Raw genomic sequence first — 20,222 nt, 5'->3', positions numbered from 1 at the left:
AACCACGTGACAAAAACACCGCCCTCATTACGGACAGTGTTTTTGTTTTACGTGGTTGCGGAGGCCCGAATTGATCACGAGTTACTAAGTCTTTTGTCACTTGTGTGCCAAAAGTCTAAGTACTCTCGATCCCACCTCGTCTGTTTTTTAAGAAAAAACATGACTCCGGTTTGCAATTCGGGACGCAAGTGAAGCAGTTCACTTGCTCCTCTCGCAACATCAACAAAAATAAAACGCCCCAATAGGAGCGTCTTATTTTTTGCTGTTGCGGAGGCCCGAATTGCACGGGCGCCTCAAGGTTATGCATACTACTATGATTTTCATCATCTCGTCCGCGCAAAGCGGATTAGAGTTTGGAGTCTGGACTATACCTTATTCCGTTCCATTGAACGGATCTCGCCGTCTAGTCTCTACACCTTCACCAATCTTGCCCACTCCAAGTGGTTGCAAGATTGAGTGCCCGCCTTAGGCGGACGCCCAATTTTGTAACCGCCTAAAGCGGACAAAATTTGCGCTTGGCTCGGTATTACCATTTCGTATTTTACGAAGAAGGCTTCACCGAATTTGACGAGTTATCCATAAGAAATTACTCTCCTATGAGCCCAATTGAGCCTTGCGAGTTACTGCTTCTCTACCCCGCAGTGTTCAGTATGATACCTCTTTAAAGGTTTAAAATCAATATTGTTAGACAGGTTGCATATGTTACAATACCTGTATATAGTCAATCAAATCTATGGCGAACATTTATCTAAGAGAAGCAGCTCAAAAATTAAGAAGGGAAGGCTTGAGTATTCAAGATATCGCAACAGAGATAAAAGTGAGCAAAAGCACTATCGGATATTGGTGCAGAGACATTGTCTTATCAAAGCAACAATTGCTTTATATTCAAGAAAAACAAAAGAAAGCCGGAATGAAGGCGATACTAAAATTTTTAGAAAAAAAACGGGCTGAAAGATTAAAAAAGGTTGAACAGTTGACAACGCAAGGTAAAAAAGAAATTGGGCAACTGACAAAGAAGGAGTTCTTTTTTATAGGTTTGGCACTCTATTGGGGAGAGGGATATAAAAGAGGGAACGATGAAGTGGGATTCACAAATAGCAATCCCTTTATGATTAAATTGATCATTAAATGGTTTCAGACTTTCTACGAGGTAGCTATTCAGGATTTTATTTTAAGGATAAGCATAAATAATATACATTCAAAACGAGTTGCTGAAGTAATGCACTATTGGTCAGATTTGATTAAGATTCCAACTGCTCAGTTTACAAAGCCAAGTCTAATAAAAACTCAGAGTAAAAAAAGATATTCCAACGAAAATGAACATTTTGGGACATTAAGAGTAAAAGTAAGGAGGGGGGCGGACATTCATTGCAAAATTTTAGGTTCCTTATCAGGTCTAGAATCTTTATTTGAATGATGAGTCCTCTTATGTTATTTTAAGAACTAACGTCGGGGTAGCTAAACTGGTTAAAGCACCGCATTCATAAAGCGGAGACCTGTGGGTTCAAATCCCACCCCCGACACAGAACTTGGTGAGGCGGCAGGGAGCATTGCATCTGCATGCAATGCAGGTGGGATTTGAAGACCTTGAGTATATCGCACGGAGCTTTGCGAGCACGATACGAAAGGTATACTGAAACTGTAGGTTTCAAATCCCACCCCCGACACAAATTTTTGGACTAATGCAATACTTTCGAATAGTGCTAAAATGATTCACGGACAACCCTCATACCAACTGTTTTGGTGCGGGGGACAGGTACAAAACTTGTTAGAGAAATCAACAAACCTACGAAAGCGAGTCAAACAAATGAAAACACTATCCCTGCTCGTCGGCGCTCTGCTGTCGGTGGCTGGGGCAGACGCAAGCGTCCCTCAAGAAAAAAACGCACCGGAAAAATCATACCGGAGAAAAACAGTGAAGCAAGTGGTTCAGCCTCCGGCCCCAATTCCAAATCCGGAAGAGGCGCAAAATCGCACAAACCACGTGGTTGAGGTGCTCCTGCCAGTGAAAACAGTTGTGCCACCGAGTCTTCGGGACAGTCTCCCGGGTGAGCTGTCCAAAAAGAATCCTGCGGGAACGATGGTGATGGACGATTTCAATTTCAAACTCATCGAAATGAGCAAGATTTCTTATGTGGGTTTCAAGTATCGCGCTCTCTATTCAGTCTCCAAGATGGGCGGCGAGCGGAGGGAAAGCCAGTCCGGTTTGGTACTTTTGAACTGGCGGTTCTGAAACAGGCTCGAGTTACAAGGTGCCCGTGGGTGGCACCTTTTTTTTAAGGCAAATGACTCTTTGAAATTTTGTGATTTTATGTATAATCAAGGAGGTTAAGAATACAATGCGGCTGTAGCTCAACGGTAGAGCACTCCCCTGTGGATACGCAGCTTTTTGTCGAAACGGCAGATTGAAACTCTCTGGGATAACGGTGAATGCTAACCCCTGATTTTATCGGGGTACGCGAATACCGTGGGAACCCTTCCATATTTTTACTTTATAAAAAAAAGTAAAGAGAAGGGGCACCGTAGAGACTAGATACCAGAGCACCTAAGTCTTGAGTTTATCGAAGGATACGGTGAAGATATAGTCCACGCCTTTATGAAAATATTGGATAAGTGCACGGGAGAGGCCGTGGGGTCAGCACCCATCAGCCGCGCAAGGAAAAGCCCCGTATGGGGCTTTTTGCTTGCGCGGCTGAAGTAAGCCAACTACTCGGCTTACGTTGGGTGCTGACGGGCGGAGCGATGTTTTGTCAGTAGACAAAACCGTGAGCCGGGGTCGCGAAATTTTCGAGCGTCGGCGAGAAAATATTTGTGACCAGCACCCGAGAGCCGCGCAAAGCGAAATTTCTAAATAATATCTATATTTGATATGGCATTTTCAGTTCTCACGGAAGGCACTTTTTCTGCTGGTCTATTGGACGGTGGAACTGCTATAATAAAATTATGGCAGACGAATATCTAGACTTAGTAGACGAAAGCAATGACTTAACTGGTGAACGAGAACTACGCTCAGTTATCCATTCAACGGGTTTTTGGCATAGAACTGTTCACATTTACCTATTTAAAAAAATAAACGATAAAATAGAATTTTTAGTTCATTTACGCTCTAAGGATAAAGATTTACATCCTAACTGTTGGGATACAAGATTTGGTGGTCATATAAAAAGTGGGGGGAGCATTGAAGATGCAATAAAGGATGAACTCATGGAAGAAGTCGGCTTAGAATTAGAACAAGGTGATTTAATTCAAGGAGAGGTGTATAAAAGAGACCATGATCCCAATAGAGAATTTACTCATTCTTTCTATTATAGGTTTGAGGGCAATATAGCCACTTTGAAATTTAATGATGGTGAAGTCCAAGAAATTAAGTGGATGATGGCAGAGGACATTTTAGATTCAATGGATAAAAGTCCAAATATATGGTCAGGAGGTAAAGATGGCATAAGTAAGGTCTTGGATGTATTAAAAGGCAAACTATCTGCTTAAGTTAGGTATATAAATATAACCATTATGCTGTTGTATAGCAGTTCTCACTTCGTCCACTAGTCCGCGCATCGGTTTTAGCTAATAAATAGGACACAGAAAATTCACCCTCTTTCGTTAAAACTTCAAAGGGCGAAGCAGGTGTCGTGCTCGAACTGTGATACTATTTTGATATGTCTGTGAAGATTACATATTTCGTGCACGGCACTTCAATAGACAACGAAAAAGAAATTTCGTCGGGTTGGTCTGATGTAGAGCTTTCCCCACTCGGAATACAACAATCAATAGATTTGAAAGAAAAGACTCAAGATAAAAAATTTGACGTAATTTTCTGCTCTGATTTAAAGCGCGCCGTTAAATCTGCAAAGCTGGCCTGGGAAGGGGTTTACACAATTATTCCCGACGAGAGATTGCGAGAATGCAACTATGGAAAACTAAACGGGGGCTCTTCTTCAATTATAGAGCCTATGCAGGAAGAAGAATGTATTTTAAAAAAGTTTCCAGATGGTGAAAGCTATGAAGATGTCAAAACTCGGGTCGCTGATTTTCTCGAGTTTTTGAAAAAGAATTATGATGGGAAAAGTGTTGCGATTGTGTCCCACAAAGCACCCCAACTTTCATTGGATGTATTGCTTAATGGTAAAACTTGGAGGGAAGCTTTGGATGAAGATTGGAGAAAAACTAAATCTTGGCAACCAGGCTGGGAGTATGTGTTGTAGACATAATCGTAGTTCCCCCGCCTTCGCTGAAGCTTCGGACGGGCAGGCAACTTTGTCCACTAGTCCGCGCCAAGTTTTTGGTAATTTATTTATTCTTGCTTCTGTAAAAGAAATAAAGCGCCAAAGGTGCTGCCCAGTTTGCAAAACGCTCTACGAAATCCCAAATAGGCAAACCTACTAGTGGCCTCACAAGAGCAGTCCAGAAACCCCAGAAGGTCATCCACAGCAGAATTGGTTTGATTGGTTTTATGAGTACTAAAGTTGCTAATAAAATATCCACTATTCCTACCACAAGCATAAATGTCGTAGCTGTTGCCGTATCAAGCCCAGTCAATTGTTCTGTCCACTTTATCCAATCAGCTTTTCCCATAACAGCAAAGACTCCGTGACCAAAAAATTCACCGGCGACACCAATTCTTAAAATCCACTCTACTTTTTTCTCGTTTGTCATATGAAAAATAGTTAAATAATAATACCTCATTATACACCTATTAGTTTTTAAATAATAAAGTTTGCCGATCGTCCATGCCCGCGGGAAGCCCTCGGAGTATTCTGGCCGCTACCAATAAAGTAAATCTGATACTATGCTATAGTTAATTTTTTGCAGAAATCAGGTATATAAATATCCCCACCATTCCCTCGTATTCTGGTTTCCACTTCGTCCGCTAGTTCGCGCCAAGTTTTTAGCCCTATTTTAAGACACGAAAAGTCCACCCTCTTTCGTTAAAACTTCAAAGGGCGAAGCGGGTGTAGTGGACCTGAACTGTGGTATAGTTGTGCGCATGGATATGTTTAATCAAAACAAAGATTCAAGTTTAGTAGTGAAAATGCTAAACAAAGTTCCAGAAGTTACTTTGTATTTCTGGATTATTAAAATACTCTGTACAACTATAGGTGAAACCGCCGCTGACTTTCTCAATGTCAATCTTAATCTCGGTCTTACTGGCACATCTGTTATCACTGGTGTTTTACTTATAGTTGCGTTTATTTTTCAATTTAGATCTAAGAAATATATTCCGACTATTTACTGGATTACCGTAGCGCTGGTAAGTGTGTTTGGGACTTTAATAACTGACAATCTTACCGATAGAATCGGTGTGCCTCTGGAAACGAGCACAATAATTTTCTCCGTCCTTCTAGGTGTTACTTTTATTGTCTGGTATGTTAAGGAGAAAACACTTTCTGTGCACTCTATTTTTACGACCCGCAGAGAAGTATTTTATTGGCTTGCTATTCTTTTTACATTTGCGCTTGGAACAGCTTCAGGTGATTTAATGTCCGAAGGCCTTGCGCTCGGATATTTGATGACAGGAATCATAGTAGCATCAGTAATCGCTGTTACGGGGGTTGCTTGGAACTTTAGGCTTAATTCCGTTCTCTCATTTTGGATTATTTACATTATGACCCGCCCGCTCGGCGCTTCGATTGGCGACTATCTCTCACAAACAAGAAATCACGGCGGACTTGGGCTCGGTGTTACCGCCACAAGTGCAATTTTTATCCTTGGAATTATAGGAATAGTAACTTATCTTTCCATTACCAAAAGAGATGTCATCACAAATACCTCAAAGAATGATGAAGAAATAAAAGAGAAAGGTGGTTTATGGCAAACTATTGTTGTCGGTCTTATCTTTCTTTTATTTGGGGGGATAGGATACCAGATACAGAAAACTAAATTACAAGAAAGTGTGTTGGGTGTGGGAACTTCAGTGCAGTCAAATAAACCAGTTTCATCACTTGGAGATCTTTCTCTATTTCGTACTATTACTCAAGATACACTTAACAAGCTGAATGTAGGAGATCAGTCAGGCGCTAAAACTCGTATAGGAGATTTGGAATACGAATGGGACACCGCGCAGGCGAGATTAAAGCCAAAAGATGCAAAAGAATGGACTCTTATTGACGGAAAGATTGATACAGTTCTGCGCGAGTTAAGAGCAGTAAATCCCAATATTTCTAGTGAGAAATCTTCTCTCGAGGCATTGCTTTCTGTTCTAAATTAGGTAGATAAATATAATCATTGTGGGTTTGGATAGCAGTTCCCGCTTCGTCCACTAGTTCGCGCATATGAAAATAGGGAGTAGCTTAAAAACTTTCACACTACTTTACCATGATAATTGAAATCTCATTTGTCCACTGGCTCGTAGTGCTAAGCGTCCTTGTGAGTCTTGCAGGTGCGACTGCGTACATCCGCGACACCATTCGGGGGAAGACTAAACCGAATCGGGTGACATGGTTCATGTGGGCGCTTGCCCCGCTTGTCGGCACTGTGGCAGCGCTCTCCGCCCATGCGGATCCTTGGGCAACGAGCCGAATTTTTCTTGCAGGTTTTATCCCGCTCATAGTTTTTGTTTCTTCTTTTTTCAATCCGAAAAGTTATTGGAAATTAGCAATTTTCGATATTTTGTGCGGGGTGTGCTCGCTTCTCGCATTTGCCCTCTGGCTAGGAATTGATTCTCCTCGCATAGCAATTTTACTTGCGGCACTGGGCGATGGATTGGCGGCGCTCCCAACAATCCGAAAAGCATGGGTAAATCCCGAAACCGAAACGGGGCTCACCTACATCGCAAGTCTAGTAGCAGTTCTCCTAGTTCTTCCCTCAATACCTGTTTGGAATATCGAAAACTCGGCTTTTCAAATTTGTCTTCTGATTGTTAACGTACTTCTTATTTTTTCCGTATACCGAAAACGCATAGGAAAGAGATTGTAAACTCATTTCGTTTGGGGTGTGGATAACCCTTAGTATCTGCTGATTTTCGCTAGTAAGGGGTGTGGTATAATATAAATGGAATTACTAGAAGATAAATCTAAGTTTTTTTGAACTTTACATATGAAAATATCATTGAATAAAATTATCGTCGGGGCAGTTTCGGCGCTCGCAACTTTCCCTATAGTTGCGTTCGCGGCTGACGGAGAGGGGTCGAGCACTCTCGAATCTCTCATCACTCTCGGATATTATATTTCATCAATCGGTTTTCTCGTCGCTTCAATCACTATGTTTTTTGCGGTCAAAAGATTTGGAAAATCCACACTTGGATCCATTTTTTCTTACATATTTATTGGAACGGGAATATTCTTTGTTATTACGATTTTTCAAAAATTAGGAGGAGAATTTTTTGGCATCGGAAGCGCGTCAATGGATATCTGGTGGCACCTGATGTTTTATATGGCCTTTATCTTCTACTTTCACGGTCTCAAGTTGCTTGTCGGTCTTGGAAATGTTGAAACGTCGCCGAATCAGGGTGTGAAGATAGGCGCTGAGAAAACATGGGCAGTAGTCGCGGTGCTGGTCTTTGCGGTTCTCTTCATCATTCCAAAATCGGCTGATTCCATCGTTGTTGCCTACGACTCTTCTGTTTTTGGGGTTTTTGGACTGCATCATTTTATTGCATTTGTCTTCGCGTTCGCTGTGGGGTCATACCTGTTGAGCGCAAAAAAGAAGCTCGGTATGATAGGGCGCGCAATCGCAAATCCGATGATTGTTGCTATTTGGGCATTCGGCCTTCAACATGTTTGGGAGTTACTCTTTGAAAGCTGGAAAGTAGTAGATGTTACAAGCGCAACAGGCGAGGGAATTGAGAAAATCTTCCTAGTTATTTCCGCAATTGGTTTAAGCTACGCGGCATGGTGCTTGATATCTTTCTCAAAAAAAGCAATGTAAGATAATTTTTATTTAACGTTAACTCAAATAAACCTATGAACGAAAAAGAACAATATAGCGCTCTCATTAGCGAGATAATTAAAAAACAAATTGTCATTCTCGGTCCTGAAATAGCGATACTCAAGGCCCGCAGTGTTTCCGGTCTTATGGTTGACAATGATGGCAAGGTTACGGGAGTTGGAGATAATCCAAAAGAGACATTACAAAATTTGGTGGATCAATATGTCGAACTTTCTGGTCAGATTGTGAAAAACGCGCTTGGCTCGATTTTTGCCAAGTATCCTGATCTCAATATCAATAAGTAGGCAGGTCTTTCCTAGGCATAAGAACAGTGGACAGCTCTCTCTATCGAATAGCGTCTGTAGGACTTGCGCAGTTGAGTGCAGTTCGAGGCGCAAGAGAGGCTTGTGACTAAGGTGTAGTTAGATGCTACACCGCAGGAGCAAGGAGGAGGCAACGAAGAAATGCGCCGACTGCGCAAGTCCTAGTTTGGTATTTTTTAACCAATGATACTCACTGTAATATCAATCATTCTGGCTCTCGGTGGCATTGCTTCTACCGTCTATTTTTTAATTAAAGATAGCAAAGCTAAAGAAGTTCTCGAAAAGCGTGAGCGGGATATAAACCGCAGGATGTATGAGCTTGCAATCTTGAAAGAATTGGGAGACAGGATCGGTTACTCTCTTGATGTCCAACAGATTATCGATATCATTACGAGTTCTCTCCATCAGTTTATCGAATATTGCGCTGTTTCCTACATGCTTCTTGAGCCGGAGAAAGTAATCTTCAAAATCCATCTTGAAAAGTCCGTGCACCGACGCTTTGTAACCGACATCCGAGATAGGATGCTCGGCTCTCTCTCGGCTCTTCTTGACAGGGAATTTGACAAGAATGTTGTTAAGGAGATTCTTTCCGGCGCAATCATTATTGAAGAATTGGACGAGCCTGTGCGCTCTTTCTTCAACATTCCGCTCGTGATTGATGAAAAAGTGGTGGGAATTTTGACCGTGGCAGATACCAAAGCCGGTCTCTACAAAGAAGAGGAGATGACCATTCTGTATAAGATTATTCAGCAGGCTTCAAAAGCAGTAACGCGACTTCAGGGAGTGGTAAAGACTGAACAAGCCAAGGTGAATGCCATGGTAGAAAGCATGGAGGATGGCGTGGTCATGACCGACGCTGATTACCGCATTCTAGTCATCAATCCTGCCGCCAAAAGGGTTATTGGCCTTCCCGAGAAAAAAGAAATAACTATTTTTGATTTTATAGACAATCTTGGGGGCAAGGTAGATATACGCGGCAGACTGGAAGAAAGCGTTAAGTTAAAAAAATCGTATGTGTCAGAAAAATTCTTGATACGAGACAAATTTTATCAAGCATTCGTTTTCCCAGTGAAAACGAACTCAACGTTGAGCGGTGATGATATTCTGGGCGGGGTGGTCATTTTCCATGACGTTACTCGGGAAATGGAATTGGAAAGAGTGAGAGAAGATTTTACGTCAATGATTGTGCATGAACTTCGAACTCCCCTCGATGTTATCAAAAAATTTAGCGAGATACTCAAAACTCCGGGCAAGAAAAAGAATGCCGAATCCTATAAAGAGTATATAAAAATGATATATCAGAATTCTTCGGCAATGCTTGATTTGGTGAATGACATTTTGGACATCGCGAAGCTTCAGGCGGGCAAATTTGAAATCAGTCCAGAGCCGGCCGATATCGCAGATGTGATAGATAATCGGATTAAGTTTTTTCAACTTTCCGCGCAGGATAAAAAAATTCATCTTGAAAAAATGACAGGAGAGGGGATTCCGAAAATTGTATTATTTGATGTCCAGCGGATCAAGGAAGTATTGAACAATCTAATTTCGAACGCCCTGAAATTTACGAAGGAAGACGGTGAAATATCAATCATAGCGTTTACCCATAACCCCACGCTTTCTATTGAAAGCGAGATAAGCAAGCTAAAAGTTCATCTCCCCACCGCGCTTCCCGATGAAATTTTTAAATCGTTATCCCCATCTCTTGTAGTAATTGTTCGAGATACCGGAGGAGGAATTCCGCAAGAGCAAATCGGAGAACTTTTCAATAAATTCAAGCAACTCAACAACAAAGAATTTGTTTCTACTGTGAAGGGCACGGGCCTGGGACTCGCGATTGCAAAGGGGATTGTCGAGGAACATAAGGGAAAAATCGGTGTGATATCATCCGTAGGAGCTGGAAGCGCGTTTTATTTTGTGCTACCATTGTCTCCACAAGGTAAATAGCAAATAGAAAGAAATTATATGAAAAAAATACTCGTGATAGATGATGATCCATTTTTTGCAACTCATATTGGTGAGGCTCTTCCTGCCGATGCATATACAGTACTATCCGCTGAAAATGGCGAAGAGGGTTTAAAAAAAGCGGAAGAAGCGCTTCCTGATTTGATACTTCTCGATATTATGATGCCTAAAATGAATGGAATGGAATTTCTAAAACAGTTTAATCTAAAGTATGGTAAAGGAAAAGTCCCTGTTCTTATCACGTCAAATATGTCCACTATGAAGAAAATCAGCGAAGGCTTAGAGCTCGGCATTCGAGGGTATATTATAAAATCAGGCGAAACATTTGAGACTATTGTTGACTCGATTAAAGCGGTGTTTGCAAAGAAGGCGTAGAGCCTGTTGGTTTTGTGTCGGAGAGTAGCTGGAAGGCCCTTTTTATCCACAGGTGTGCGAGCGCCATTCACAGATTTCTAGTATGATTAACACAAATGGATAATCTTTCTCAAAATCCTGTTAGCACCCCTCCTTCTTCAGCACCTTTAGCGACTCCGCAACCTCCTATTTCTCCCATGCAGAAGAAACCGAGAGGACCGGTAAGAATTTCGTCCGCCGTAATTATCGGAGTTGTGTATCTCTTCGTACTCATTATCTTCTGCTCTCTTGCGATAATCGGTATAAATCTTAAAAAAGATACTATTCCAGACGCCACAAAAGGAGCTGAATCTGGCACGGACGGAAATTCAGGAACATTCTCCGCTTCTCCTAAAAAACCGGACATCACATTCCAAGGTAAAATTTTCAGCCAATCATATCACGCTAAAGATGACAATATAGAGCTTTACGAATTTCTCCAAAAAGGGGAAAGTTCCGATTCATGGACGGAACTCATAACCATTATGAGATACATCAATGCTTCAGGGGTTCTCCCGGAGCTCGATAGGTATGCCGAAGCCGTAAAGGGAAGCGTAGAATCGAGTGGAGGATTGATTATTGACGCTTTTACAAAAGCAGATGATGTGAGCAATCTGGCGCAAAATTTTCTCGTATATACACTAAAAAATCCGGAGAAGAAGTCTGTCGAAGTAGATTTTCAGAAGTTCTACATAAGAGGAAAACAAGTGCTCTCCGACACGTATTCGATTAATATTGATGGGGAAACTATGGAAGAAGCGGGAAGAAAGGCACTGGAGTTTATCAATAATAGTGACAAAAACGAAATTCGTGATACTATGGTCAGGATGAGCTTGGCTGAAAATTATTGGAGTAATTAAACTACTATGGAACAGGTATTAGCAAATAGCGCTCCTGCGACAACATATTTTAGCAAGAAAGGACTGCTGTTCGGAATTATTTCTCTTGTTCTTATTCTTGTCAGCCTCTTTCAGGGTTTGATAGCTTTTCCTGCTTTAGTGTTTGCTATTTTGGCTTACGTGAAAGGGGAGAAAGCGCTCGGTTTAACTGCAATCATACTGTCTATTATCTTTTTTATAGTTATCATGGGATTCGGCTTGTATATAAGTTACGGGCTTAATGAACAACAGCTAAAGAATCTTGGAAGCGCAAGCGCCGTGAATGCTTTGCATACTCTTTTAAAATAGTGCGACTAAAATAGTGCGACCAAAATAAGCATGTTCCTCATTATTATTGTTTATATTGCATGCGTCGTTTTTCCTCTTTTATTTTGGAGTCTGATTGTGAAGAGGGTGGACAGCGATAACACCGAACCGGTAAAGCTTCTTTTGCTTACATTTGGGTTGGGAATTGGCGCCGCGTTTTTGGCAATGTGGGTCAATGGGGTCGCCTCTTTTTTGTTTGACCCAAAGGCAGATAGTACACTTTCAATCTTTTTTAATATCTCGGATAATCGTTCGCCCGCCACCTTCTTTTTGGCCGGTCCGATTGAAGAATCGCTCAAGCTTTTTCTTGTGTATGAGGTTATTTATCATCGGAAAGAATTTGACCGGATAAAAGATGGTGTCATCTATGCAATCATGTGCGCGCTCGGATTTTCATTTTTGGAAAACACCTCCTATTTTTTTCAGGCAGTTGCGACCAGTCCGGAAATATATTATCTCATTCAGGGAGTAGTAAGAGCGATCGCGAGCACCCTTATTCACGTTTCGGCCGCCTCAATTTGCGGATGGTATCTGGCAAGGGCAAAATTATCCGGTGGAGCAAAAAAGTATATCATCGTGGGACTAGTATTAGCCTCTCTTCTTCATGGGTTCTCCAATTTGATGCTTGTTTATTTTAATTTATATGGATTAGCATTGGAATTCATCGTCTCTCTTCTTGTTGTTTATTTTATATTACGCAAGCTAAAGAAATCTGAATCGTATTCTCCAGTTGAACGCATTTTTGTTCCGAATCAAGGCACTCCTTCGTAAGGCAAGGTGTGCCTCGACGCGCAGACTACTCAAAAAATTGACAATACTTGAGATATGTCTCCGAATGATATTTTGCTTGGAATCTCTGTTAGGGTGTGAGTATTGTGAAAAAAATATATGGATACCCAAGGGTTTCCAGTTTCCCTAGACGCCTGTTGTTTAAGGGTTTTCCACTGTTCTTAGTGTTTTCAATGGTTTTTGGCCCCTTAGTGCAGGTAGAACTGGCTTTTGCTCAATATATCGACAATTCTCCAACTTTCACCCCAGCACCTGAAGTCGCACCCACACCTCTTCCCACACCTGATTCTAGCCCCGCTCCCTCTCCTTCAAGTAATCCAGAAGAAACACCTGGACCCGTTCTCCCAGGCACTCCCGACGGGGTGCCGGGAAATCAACCTACTCCACCTCCCGGAACTTCACCAGGCGACAAGAAAAATCAAGATAACGAGAACCCCAAAAAAGATGGGGGTCCTGCAAAAGATGCTCCTCCTGACCCGCAGGCCGAGTTGAGCGTGGAAACCACTGATGTCAACCCGATAACCTACCCCGCGAACCAAAATAAACAAACACTCTCTCCTGAAATTGATAAAACAAACGGAAGTCTCAATTACACCTACCCCATCTCGTTGCCTCCGGGCAGAAACAATGTTACTCCGGAGATTTCACTTTCATACAATAGTGCCCGCCAGGAGAACGACTCAATCGTCGGATTCGGATGGAACGTAGGAATTCCCTTTATCGAACGCCTCAATAAAACCGGAACAGAAAATTTATACACGACGAATAATTATGCCTCTTCACTTTCTGGCGAGCTAAGCTTGGTCACTGGCTCGACATGGGCGCCTCGGTCAGAGGATTCCGATTTTCTCAATTACGATTACAGCGGAAATGTGTGGACGGTAAAAGACAAAAACGGCACGACCTATGTCTTTGGCCAGACGGCGCAGTCGCGTCAAGACGACCCGTCGGACGCGTCTCATGTATTCAAGTGGATGCTCGAAAGCGTTACCGACACGAACGGAAACACGGTCACCTATAATTACTTTAAAGATATCGGGCAGATTTATCCTGGAACTATCGACTACACTTCAAACGGCGGAACTGCCGGCGTTTTTAAGGTTGAATTCGAGCGCGAAGCCCAACCCTTTCCGACAAAAATTGCCTCGCCTGCATTCGTTGTCGAAACCAAGTATCGCATCAAAACGATTACCGCGAAGATAAATTCCGATTGGGTAAAAAAATACGCATTGACATATACGACCACTGCGGAAAACAATCGCTCTCTTCTCGCGACAGTTATAGAAAGCGGAAAAGCGGACGGTGGAGCAATTATCACACTGCCCGCTACATCATTTTCCTATACGACGAACAACGGGTCATCAAGCTGGGCCTCGGATCCAGCATGGCATAATGGACCAATTTTTTCTGAATATTCTTCTGGTCGGTCCTATGCCAGCATCAATACCAAATTTGGAGATGTCAACGGGGATGGTTTCCCAGACGCTGTTACACCTACCACATTTTTTCTCAATACCGGCAAATCATGGAACACGAACACTTCAGGACCACTCATTCCCGTTCCATTTGTAAATCCTTATACCGACGAGACGCAAAAAGATTATGGTGTTCGCTTGCAGGACGTGAACGGAGACGGGCTTGCGGATATTCTTTTTGGTCATTACAGAGGTGCCGCTCCTAAAACAACTTATTCACAGACGTTCCTTAACGTTGATGGCACTGCTTGGACGCAGAATACTTCTTATGACGGCAATACGCCTATGTTTAATGGCGGTAGCAGATATGATTTTGGCAACCACCAGTTTGACGATATAAATGGTGATGGATTATTGGATGTAGTTTGCGCAACATCTGTGGGAACCTGCTCGGGCACGCAATATCGAAATAATGGCTCGGGGTGGACAATTACTAATAATTTTCCTTTTAGTTTTGACTATAAGACATCTAGCGGAGAACAGCATGAAACTGGAGTGAGATTGGCAGATTTAAATGGCGATCAACTTGCTGATGTAATTAGTGGTCCTTCAACACAGACAAACTCAAATCTGTTTTATATGAATAACGGTAAGGACTGGATTAATGATCCTACCTATTCTACTGCTCCTCTTCTCGCTTCCTTTTATCCTAACGTATTTCAATTTGGAGATGTGAACGGAGACGGTCTTACCGATATTGTATGTAGTAACACTGGCGGTAATAGCAGTGACAAAGAGTGCGAAAATTTAAGTCAAACGCAGAGCTTAAGGATGAATCAATTGTTATATATTAATAATGGCTATGGCTTTACTTCCAAAGATGCCTCTTCTTTGGGTCTCCCATCTTTTGTGACTAGGGATAATAAATCAGGTGCGCGTATTAATATTGCTTACCTCATGGACATGAATGGTGATGGATTGAGCGATATAGTTTTAGGATTTAGAGCGGACGACGGTACTGAAAGTAGCGAAGTTTCCATAAACCAAGGAATCAAATCACAACTTCTTAAAACAATTATTGCTTCCACCGGTTCTCAATCGAACATCACTTACAAACCATCAACCGGTTATCGAGACGACTATGATAATTTGCTGAACCCGAAACTTTCTCAAATTGTCTACACCGTTTCGTCTATCAAAACCGACCCCGGGCAATCCAATGAGCAATCGCTTACGAACACCTACGCGAACGGATATTATTACTACAATAATGCTTTTGACAGAAAATTTGCAGGTTTCGAATTAGTAACATCCTCCGACGCTGCGGGCAATGTGACAAAGACGTACTATCATCAGGGCAATACGACCAATGCTTCGCTCGGAGAATACGATGACCATATTTCAAAGGCGGGAAAAATATACAGGATTGAAGAATATGACAATGCGAGACATTTGTTTCGATTAACAGTCAACAAGTGGGATAGAAATAACTTCGGCGAAAATCATGATTTTGTAAAACTCTCCCGTCAAACGGTACTCACCTACGACGGAAACAGCAGTCACAAAGATACTGCTGTCGAATATACGTATGACAATGCAAACGGCAACCTTCTTACGAAAACTGAATGGGGACAGGTGACGGCAAGCGCGGACGGAACATTTACTGACACTGGTTCGGATAAGCGCGTTACTACCTACACCTATTCGATAAATGGCGCAACCAAGGTGAATGTCCTTTCAAGCGAAAAGGTTACGGATGCCTCTTCGGCAAGAGTAGGCGAATCAAAATATTATTACGATACTCTTCCCTTGGGTTCAGTAGATAAGGGCAATCAAACCAAAGTAGAACAGTGGAAATCGGGCGACAGCTTCGTGAACAGCCAAAAAACCTATAACAATTTAGGTTTAGTCACGACCTCGATTGACCCGCGCGGAAAGGTAACCTCGTATACTTACGATACCTATAGCCTTTATCCTGCATCCGTTACCACCCCACTGAATCTGACGGTTCAATACAATTACGATTACTCGCTTGGAAAACCTCGGCAAATAAATGACGAGAACGGTAATACTTACGAGACCGTCTACGACGGGTTAGATCGCGTCATTGAACAAAAAATTCCAAATTTCTCAATTCCATATTTCCCGGTCACAAAAACAACTTATGCATATAGCGATATCCCGGGAGAGTTAAGAATAGTGCAAAAGGATTATCCCGACAGTATTACTGAAGTCTTAACATTTCAATTCTTCGACGGTCTTGGACGCCTGGTTCAAGAGAGTAAAGAAGCCGAAGCTTCTGGCAGTTACAATGTAAAAGATACTGTCTATAACAATGTAGGGTTAGTAGTGAAGCAGTCGCTTCCTTATGTAGGCGGTGGTTCTAAATCCTCTCCAACAGGAATTGCTTCCCTCTACTCGACAAATACCTACGATGCTCTCGGTCGGCCACTCTCCATAGTGGACGCCACAGGCGCGACAAAATATAGCTACGACGATTGGAAAACAAAAGTTACCGACAAAAATGGCAAGGTAAAGAATTATTACAAAGACGCGTACGGCAACTTAATAAAAGTTGAAGAAATAAACGGCGGGTCAACATACGCGACGTATTACGAATGGAATCTTTCCGGCAAACTATTGAAGATTACCGACGCATTAAGCAATATCCGCAACTTCACTTACGACGGTCTCGGACGGCTCTTAACTGCGCAGGACTTGCACGTATCTGGGGACAGCACGTTCGGAACATGGACGAATAGCTACGACGACGCTGGAAATGTCCTGCAATCAGTGAGCCCAAATTCTCAGACAACAAATTATACCTACGACAGCATGAGTCATCCCTTGACCGAAGATTACACGGGGGGTCCAGGAACTGAAATTACATATTTCTTCGGCGGTTGCGCAAACGGCAAGGGAAGGCTCTGTTCCGCAATTATGACGGCAGGAGCAAATACTGACTATACCTACGACTCAAACGGTAATATAGCAAGTGAAGCAAAGAACATTGCCGGCACGACGTATACCACTTCGTATACCTATAACCGACTGGGTAATCTTCTTACCATTACCTATCCCGACAACGCGCAGACCAAATATACCTATAACTCCGCAGGTCAACTTGATAAAATTATGAGAAAAGAAAACGGCGGGGGGTTTACAAATGTAGTTTATAATTTTGACTACAATCCGTTAGGGCAAATTGCGACGCAAGTAGACGCAAATGGGGCGACAACGAAAAACACCTATGATGTCGCAAATCTATATCGCTTAATCAACAAGAAAACTTCGGTCGGCTATGTTCCAACTGCCAACAATGTTCCCTCCATTACTCTTACAGGCTCAAGTGCAATTAATTTGCTTATTGGCGATACCTTCACCGAACCGGGATATTCTGCAACAGATGTTGAAGACGGAAACCTTACGTCATCTGTCAAAGTGACGGGAAGCGTGAAAACTTCAGTGGCTGGAACGTATAAACTTAATTACAATGTTTCCGATTCGGGAGGAATGCCCGCAACTGAAAAGATAAGAACAGTAACGGTGGGCACCGCTCCCGCTCCTAAGTTTGTAAAGGTCTTGATTATAGGTGGCGGAGGCGGAGGCGGTAAAGGCCCAGAACTTCAGGGTGGTGGAGGAGGTGCGGGAGGGTATATAGAAAATAATGCTGTGGGAGTTTTGCTCGGAACATATTCTATTATGGTTGGAGCAGGTGGTGTTGGGGCGGTGGGAAGCTATAATGTTGGAGCAAAAGGAGAAAATGGAAACGACAGCTCTGCTTTCGATATAACAGCTATCGGCGGAGGTGGAGGAGCAGGGGCGAGGAATAATTCTTACGACGGTGGAATCGGGAACAATGGAGGTTCGGGTGGAGGTGGTTTTTCAGGTAGAGCAGGAGTTAGTGGAGCAGGAGGAACCGGTGTCGTGGGACAAGGAAATAGTGGAGGAGCGGGAGAAGGAAACTCCACATATGACAATAGACAAGGTGGCGGAGGCGGAGGTATGGGAGCTAGCGGGGGAAATGGAACGAGTAGAAAAGGGGGAGTAGGAGGAGTAGGCAGAGAATCGAGCATCAGTGGTTCACCTGTCATGAGAGGAGGCGGAGGGGGAGGCGCGGCAAGCTCTCCAGGGGCGGGAGGCGATGGAGGAGGAGGAAATGCTTCAAATTTTTCTGGGGCAGGTGATGGGGCTCCAAATACAGGTGGCGGAGGCGGTGGCGGAGGTTGGCATCTTAATAATGACAATGGCGGCTCCGGTGGCTCCGGTATTGTGATAATAAGTTACCCAACTGGCTCCGTAGACGCGATAGGGGGAATGATTACAACTTCGGGCGGAAACACGATTCACACATTTACTTCGCTTACGAAAGACAAAACGTTTACGGTTTTGTCAGGAGTCGCCACAGCTGGTCTCAAGTCCGACAGTGCTCCCGATGTCGGGAAGTCAAGCGGTGGGAATGGGTCTCCCGGCATTATTGACTTGCAGAACTTTACTTACACTTACGACCCCGTCGGCAACATTACCAAAATTGTAGACGCGTCGAATACTCAAGGAGCGAAGACGGCAAATTATACCTACGATGACCTCTATCGTTTAACTTCAGCCACTATTTCGGGAACTCCGGCGGGCCAGAGTTCATACACGTATTCTTACTCCTATGACGCGTTGGGCAATATTTTGACTGGTCCGGGGGGCGTCTATCTCTATCAGGGCAATTCCGGCGCGCTCAAGGCGAATCCGCACGCTGTAACTTCAATAAACAATGTCATCTACACGTATGATAGTAACGGCAACCTGATTGGGAATGGCACATTGACGAACACGTGGAATTATAAAAATCAAATTACGCAAACTGTAGTCGGAGCTAATTCGGTAAAAAACCCGTCCGATTCATATGACAAGAACGGCAACGCGGTAACGAAAGGAACTGTAACCAGCTCGGGCATTGATACAAATAAAATGTCGCTAAAAGCAGTGGAAGGTGGCACAGCGACGAACTATTTGTACTATCTCTATGACCACGAAGGCAACCGAGTAAAATACGCCAAGGGCTCGACGGCAACGTTCTATCCAAACAATTTCTACAATGTTGAAGGCACTAAAAAAACCAAGCAAATCTATGCAGGAGACCAACTGGTAGCGACAGTAGAAACAGTCGGTAGCGTGGTAACGCCGTTCTATGTTCACACCGACCACTTGAATTCAACTACTGTTGTTTCCGACAGCTTAGGCGCTCCAGTCGAAACCCTCGACTACTATCCATTCGGAGCGCAAAGAATTTCCTCCGGCAGTCATACCGAGCAAAGGCAATACATAGGGCAGATGTATGATAAAGACACAGACCTTGATTATCTGAACGCGAGATATTACTATTCTAAGATTGGAAGGTTCTTGAGCGAGGACCCGGTGTTCTGGGTAGGTTTCGAAAAAATCCTGAATGACCCGCAGAGTCTGAATAGTTACTCTTACGGAAGAAACAATCCAATACTTGGAAGTGATCCATCTGGATTACTCACGATAGTTATCCCCGGGACTCGATATAATACAAATGAGTGGAGCACTAACGGCAGTCTGGCTGGGTTCCTTTCTGAAGTGCAAAATACGTTCAATGATACAATGATTGTTGAAAATAACAAAAGCGTTTGGTCTGGTGGAGATAATGATGCAGCCAGACAAAGTGCTGCGGATGCCATCGCTAAACAAATCAATGAGTACCATTTCGCCGACGGCGAGAAATTAAATATCGTAGGTCATAGTCATGGTGGTAATGTAGCAAATCTGATTACTGGGGAAATTAATCACAGTGTAGATAATTTAGTGACGCTCGGTACTCCTGTAATTAATGGCTATAGTGCGGACAGAGATAATGTGAAGAATCAAGTGAATGCGTATTCAGTGCTCGATCCAATACAAAAACTGGGCGGAAATCAACTATCAGCGACTGGTGTTGCCGGTTTTGCTGGAGGAGGAGCAATAGGAGGACCAATCGGTGCAGGTATTGGAGGAGTAGCAGGAAGTCTTTTAGGTTGGGGTCAGTTTGGTTATGGAGGAAGAAAAGTAAATGGCGCGACTAATATCAATGTAACTTTTCAAGCGCTTAATCCTTTTAATGCTCACGGCAAATATATGACAAAATCAGTGTGGTCGAAAGTTGATAAAAAAATAAATAAATAATTATTCAATTGACATGAACAGGGTTATATTCAAAACTTGCGCGAGTTTAATTCTTATTATTTGGTGTTTATTTGGGACAGTCAGTCTTTTAACGG

15 protein-coding genes and 1 tRNA gene are annotated in these 20,222 nt (G+C 43.0%); 15 read left to right on the top strand and 1 reads right to left on the bottom strand.

Annotated features, from left to right (window positions below):
* Window positions 1–733 precede the first annotated feature (733 nt).
* The 5 genes from ABI430_01270 (at window position 734) to ABI430_01250 (ending at window position 4,202) form a co-directional block, all read left to right on the top strand.
* Complete coding sequence (locus ABI430_01270; protein MEO8637513.1) at window positions 734–1,417, top strand: hypothetical protein; 684 nt, start codon at window positions 734–736, stop codon at window positions 1,415–1,417.
* 31 nt (window positions 1,418–1,448) lie between these two features.
* A tRNA-Met gene (locus ABI430_01265) sits at window positions 1,449–1,523 on the top strand.
* 284 nt (window positions 1,524–1,807) lie between these two features.
* Window positions 1,808–2,233, top strand: coding sequence for a hypothetical protein (locus ABI430_01260; GenBank protein MEO8637512.1), 426 nt, complete (start codon window positions 1,808–1,810; stop codon window positions 2,231–2,233).
* A gap of 710 nt (window positions 2,234–2,943) precedes the next feature.
* Window positions 2,944–3,486: an NUDIX domain-containing protein gene (locus ABI430_01255; GenBank protein ID MEO8637511.1), complete on the top strand. Its 543-nt coding sequence runs from the start codon at window positions 2,944–2,946 to the stop codon at window positions 3,484–3,486.
* 170 nt (window positions 3,487–3,656) lie between these two features.
* Window positions 3,657–4,202: a histidine phosphatase family protein gene (locus ABI430_01250; protein ID MEO8637510.1), complete on the top strand. Its 546-nt coding sequence runs from the start codon at window positions 3,657–3,659 to the stop codon at window positions 4,200–4,202.
* 85 nt (window positions 4,203–4,287) lie between these two features.
* On the opposite strand, the gene ABI430_01245 is transcribed toward ABI430_01250, so the two are convergent.
* A complete protein-coding gene (locus ABI430_01245; GenBank protein ID MEO8637509.1) occupies window positions 4,288–4,653 on the bottom strand; it encodes a hypothetical protein in 366 nt (121 codons plus the stop codon).
* Window positions 4,654–4,984: 331 nt separating this feature from the next.
* Between ABI430_01245 and ABI430_01240 the strand changes: the two genes are divergently transcribed.
* The 10 genes from ABI430_01240 to ABI430_01195 all read left to right on the top strand — a co-directional run bounded on the left by ABI430_01240 (window position 4,985) and on the right by ABI430_01195 (window position 20,127).
* Window positions 4,985–6,205: a hypothetical protein gene (locus tag ABI430_01240; protein ID MEO8637508.1), complete on the top strand. Its 1,221-nt coding sequence runs from the start codon at window positions 4,985–4,987 to the stop codon at window positions 6,203–6,205.
* Window positions 6,206–6,312: 107 nt separating this feature from the next.
* Window positions 6,313–6,912: a hypothetical protein gene (locus ABI430_01235; protein ID MEO8637507.1), complete on the top strand. Its 600-nt coding sequence runs from the start codon at window positions 6,313–6,315 to the stop codon at window positions 6,910–6,912.
* A gap of 120 nt (window positions 6,913–7,032) precedes the next feature.
* A complete protein-coding gene (locus ABI430_01230) occupies window positions 7,033–7,863 on the top strand; it encodes a hypothetical protein (GenBank protein MEO8637506.1) in 831 nt (276 codons plus the stop codon).
* Window positions 7,864–7,898: 35 nt separating this feature from the next.
* Entirely contained in the window at window positions 7,899–8,168 is a 270-nt protein-coding gene (locus ABI430_01225) for a hypothetical protein (GenBank protein MEO8637505.1), read from the top strand.
* A gap of 201 nt (window positions 8,169–8,369) precedes the next feature.
* On the top strand, window positions 8,370–10,130 hold the full coding sequence (locus tag ABI430_01220; protein ID MEO8637504.1) for an ATP-binding protein: 1,761 nt from the start codon (window positions 8,370–8,372) through the stop codon (window positions 10,128–10,130).
* An 18-nt stretch (window positions 10,131–10,148) separates the two neighbouring features.
* The gene (locus ABI430_01215; GenBank protein MEO8637503.1) at window positions 10,149–10,523 is read left to right on the top strand and encodes a response regulator; all 375 of its coding nucleotides are present in this window, start codon (window positions 10,149–10,151) and stop codon (window positions 10,521–10,523) included.
* A gap of 95 nt (window positions 10,524–10,618) precedes the next feature.
* Window positions 10,619–11,401 carry a hypothetical protein gene (locus ABI430_01210; protein ID MEO8637502.1) on the top strand — a complete coding sequence of 261 codons (783 nt, stop codon included), beginning with the start codon at window positions 10,619–10,621 and terminating at the stop codon, window positions 11,399–11,401.
* 6 nt (window positions 11,402–11,407) lie between these two features.
* Window positions 11,408–11,728, top strand: coding sequence for a hypothetical protein (locus ABI430_01205; protein ID MEO8637501.1), 321 nt, complete (start codon window positions 11,408–11,410; stop codon window positions 11,726–11,728).
* Window positions 11,729–11,758: 30 nt separating this feature from the next.
* Window positions 11,759–12,517 carry a PrsW family intramembrane metalloprotease gene (locus tag ABI430_01200; GenBank protein MEO8637500.1) on the top strand — a complete coding sequence of 253 codons (759 nt, stop codon included), beginning with the start codon at window positions 11,759–11,761 and terminating at the stop codon, window positions 12,515–12,517.
* Window positions 12,518–12,708: 191 nt separating this feature from the next.
* Complete coding sequence (locus tag ABI430_01195) at window positions 12,709–20,127, top strand: glycine-rich domain-containing protein (protein MEO8637499.1); 7,419 nt, start codon at window positions 12,709–12,711, stop codon at window positions 20,125–20,127.
* Window positions 20,128–20,222 lie beyond the last annotated feature (95 nt).

The organism is Candidatus Taylorbacteria bacterium (genome assembly GCA_039934295.1).
Lineage (GTDB): Bacteria > Patescibacteriota > Minisyncoccia > Phycocordibacterales > HO2-43-120 > HO2-43-120.
The sequence above is the reverse complement of the archived record's forward strand: the minus strand, read 5'-3'. Positions and strand labels throughout refer to the sequence as shown.

Bases quoted from the DNA above. Each gene is read 5' to 3' on its own strand.
- ABI430_01270 (MEO8637513.1), top strand. From the start codon at position 734: ATGGCGAACATTTATCTAAGAGAAGCAGCTCAAAAATTAAGAAGGGAA.
- ABI430_01260 (MEO8637512.1), top strand. From the start codon at position 1,808: ATGAAAACACTATCCCTGCTCGTCGGCGCTCTGCTGTCGGTGGCTGGG.
- ABI430_01255 (MEO8637511.1), top strand. From the start codon at position 2,944: ATGGCAGACGAATATCTAGACTTAGTAGACGAAAGCAATGACTTAACT.
- ABI430_01250 (MEO8637510.1), top strand. From the start codon at position 3,657: ATGTCTGTGAAGATTACATATTTCGTGCACGGCACTTCAATAGACAAC.
- ABI430_01245 (MEO8637509.1), bottom strand. From the start codon at position 4,653: ATGACAAACGAGAAAAAAGTAGAGTGGATTTTAAGAATTGGTGTCGCC.
- ABI430_01240 (MEO8637508.1), top strand. From the start codon at position 4,985: ATGGATATGTTTAATCAAAACAAAGATTCAAGTTTAGTAGTGAAAATG.
- ABI430_01235 (MEO8637507.1), top strand. From the start codon at position 6,313: ATGATAATTGAAATCTCATTTGTCCACTGGCTCGTAGTGCTAAGCGTC.
- ABI430_01230 (MEO8637506.1), top strand. From the start codon at position 7,033: ATGAAAATATCATTGAATAAAATTATCGTCGGGGCAGTTTCGGCGCTC.
- ABI430_01225 (MEO8637505.1), top strand. From the start codon at position 7,899: ATGAACGAAAAAGAACAATATAGCGCTCTCATTAGCGAGATAATTAAA.
- ABI430_01220 (MEO8637504.1), top strand. From the start codon at position 8,370: ATGATACTCACTGTAATATCAATCATTCTGGCTCTCGGTGGCATTGCT.
- ABI430_01215 (MEO8637503.1), top strand. From the start codon at position 10,149: ATGAAAAAAATACTCGTGATAGATGATGATCCATTTTTTGCAACTCAT.
- ABI430_01210 (MEO8637502.1), top strand. From the start codon at position 10,619: ATGGATAATCTTTCTCAAAATCCTGTTAGCACCCCTCCTTCTTCAGCA.
- ABI430_01205 (MEO8637501.1), top strand. From the start codon at position 11,408: ATGGAACAGGTATTAGCAAATAGCGCTCCTGCGACAACATATTTTAGC.
- ABI430_01200 (MEO8637500.1), top strand. From the start codon at position 11,759: ATGTTCCTCATTATTATTGTTTATATTGCATGCGTCGTTTTTCCTCTT.
- ABI430_01195 (MEO8637499.1), top strand. From the start codon at position 12,709: ATGGTTTTTGGCCCCTTAGTGCAGGTAGAACTGGCTTTTGCTCAATAT.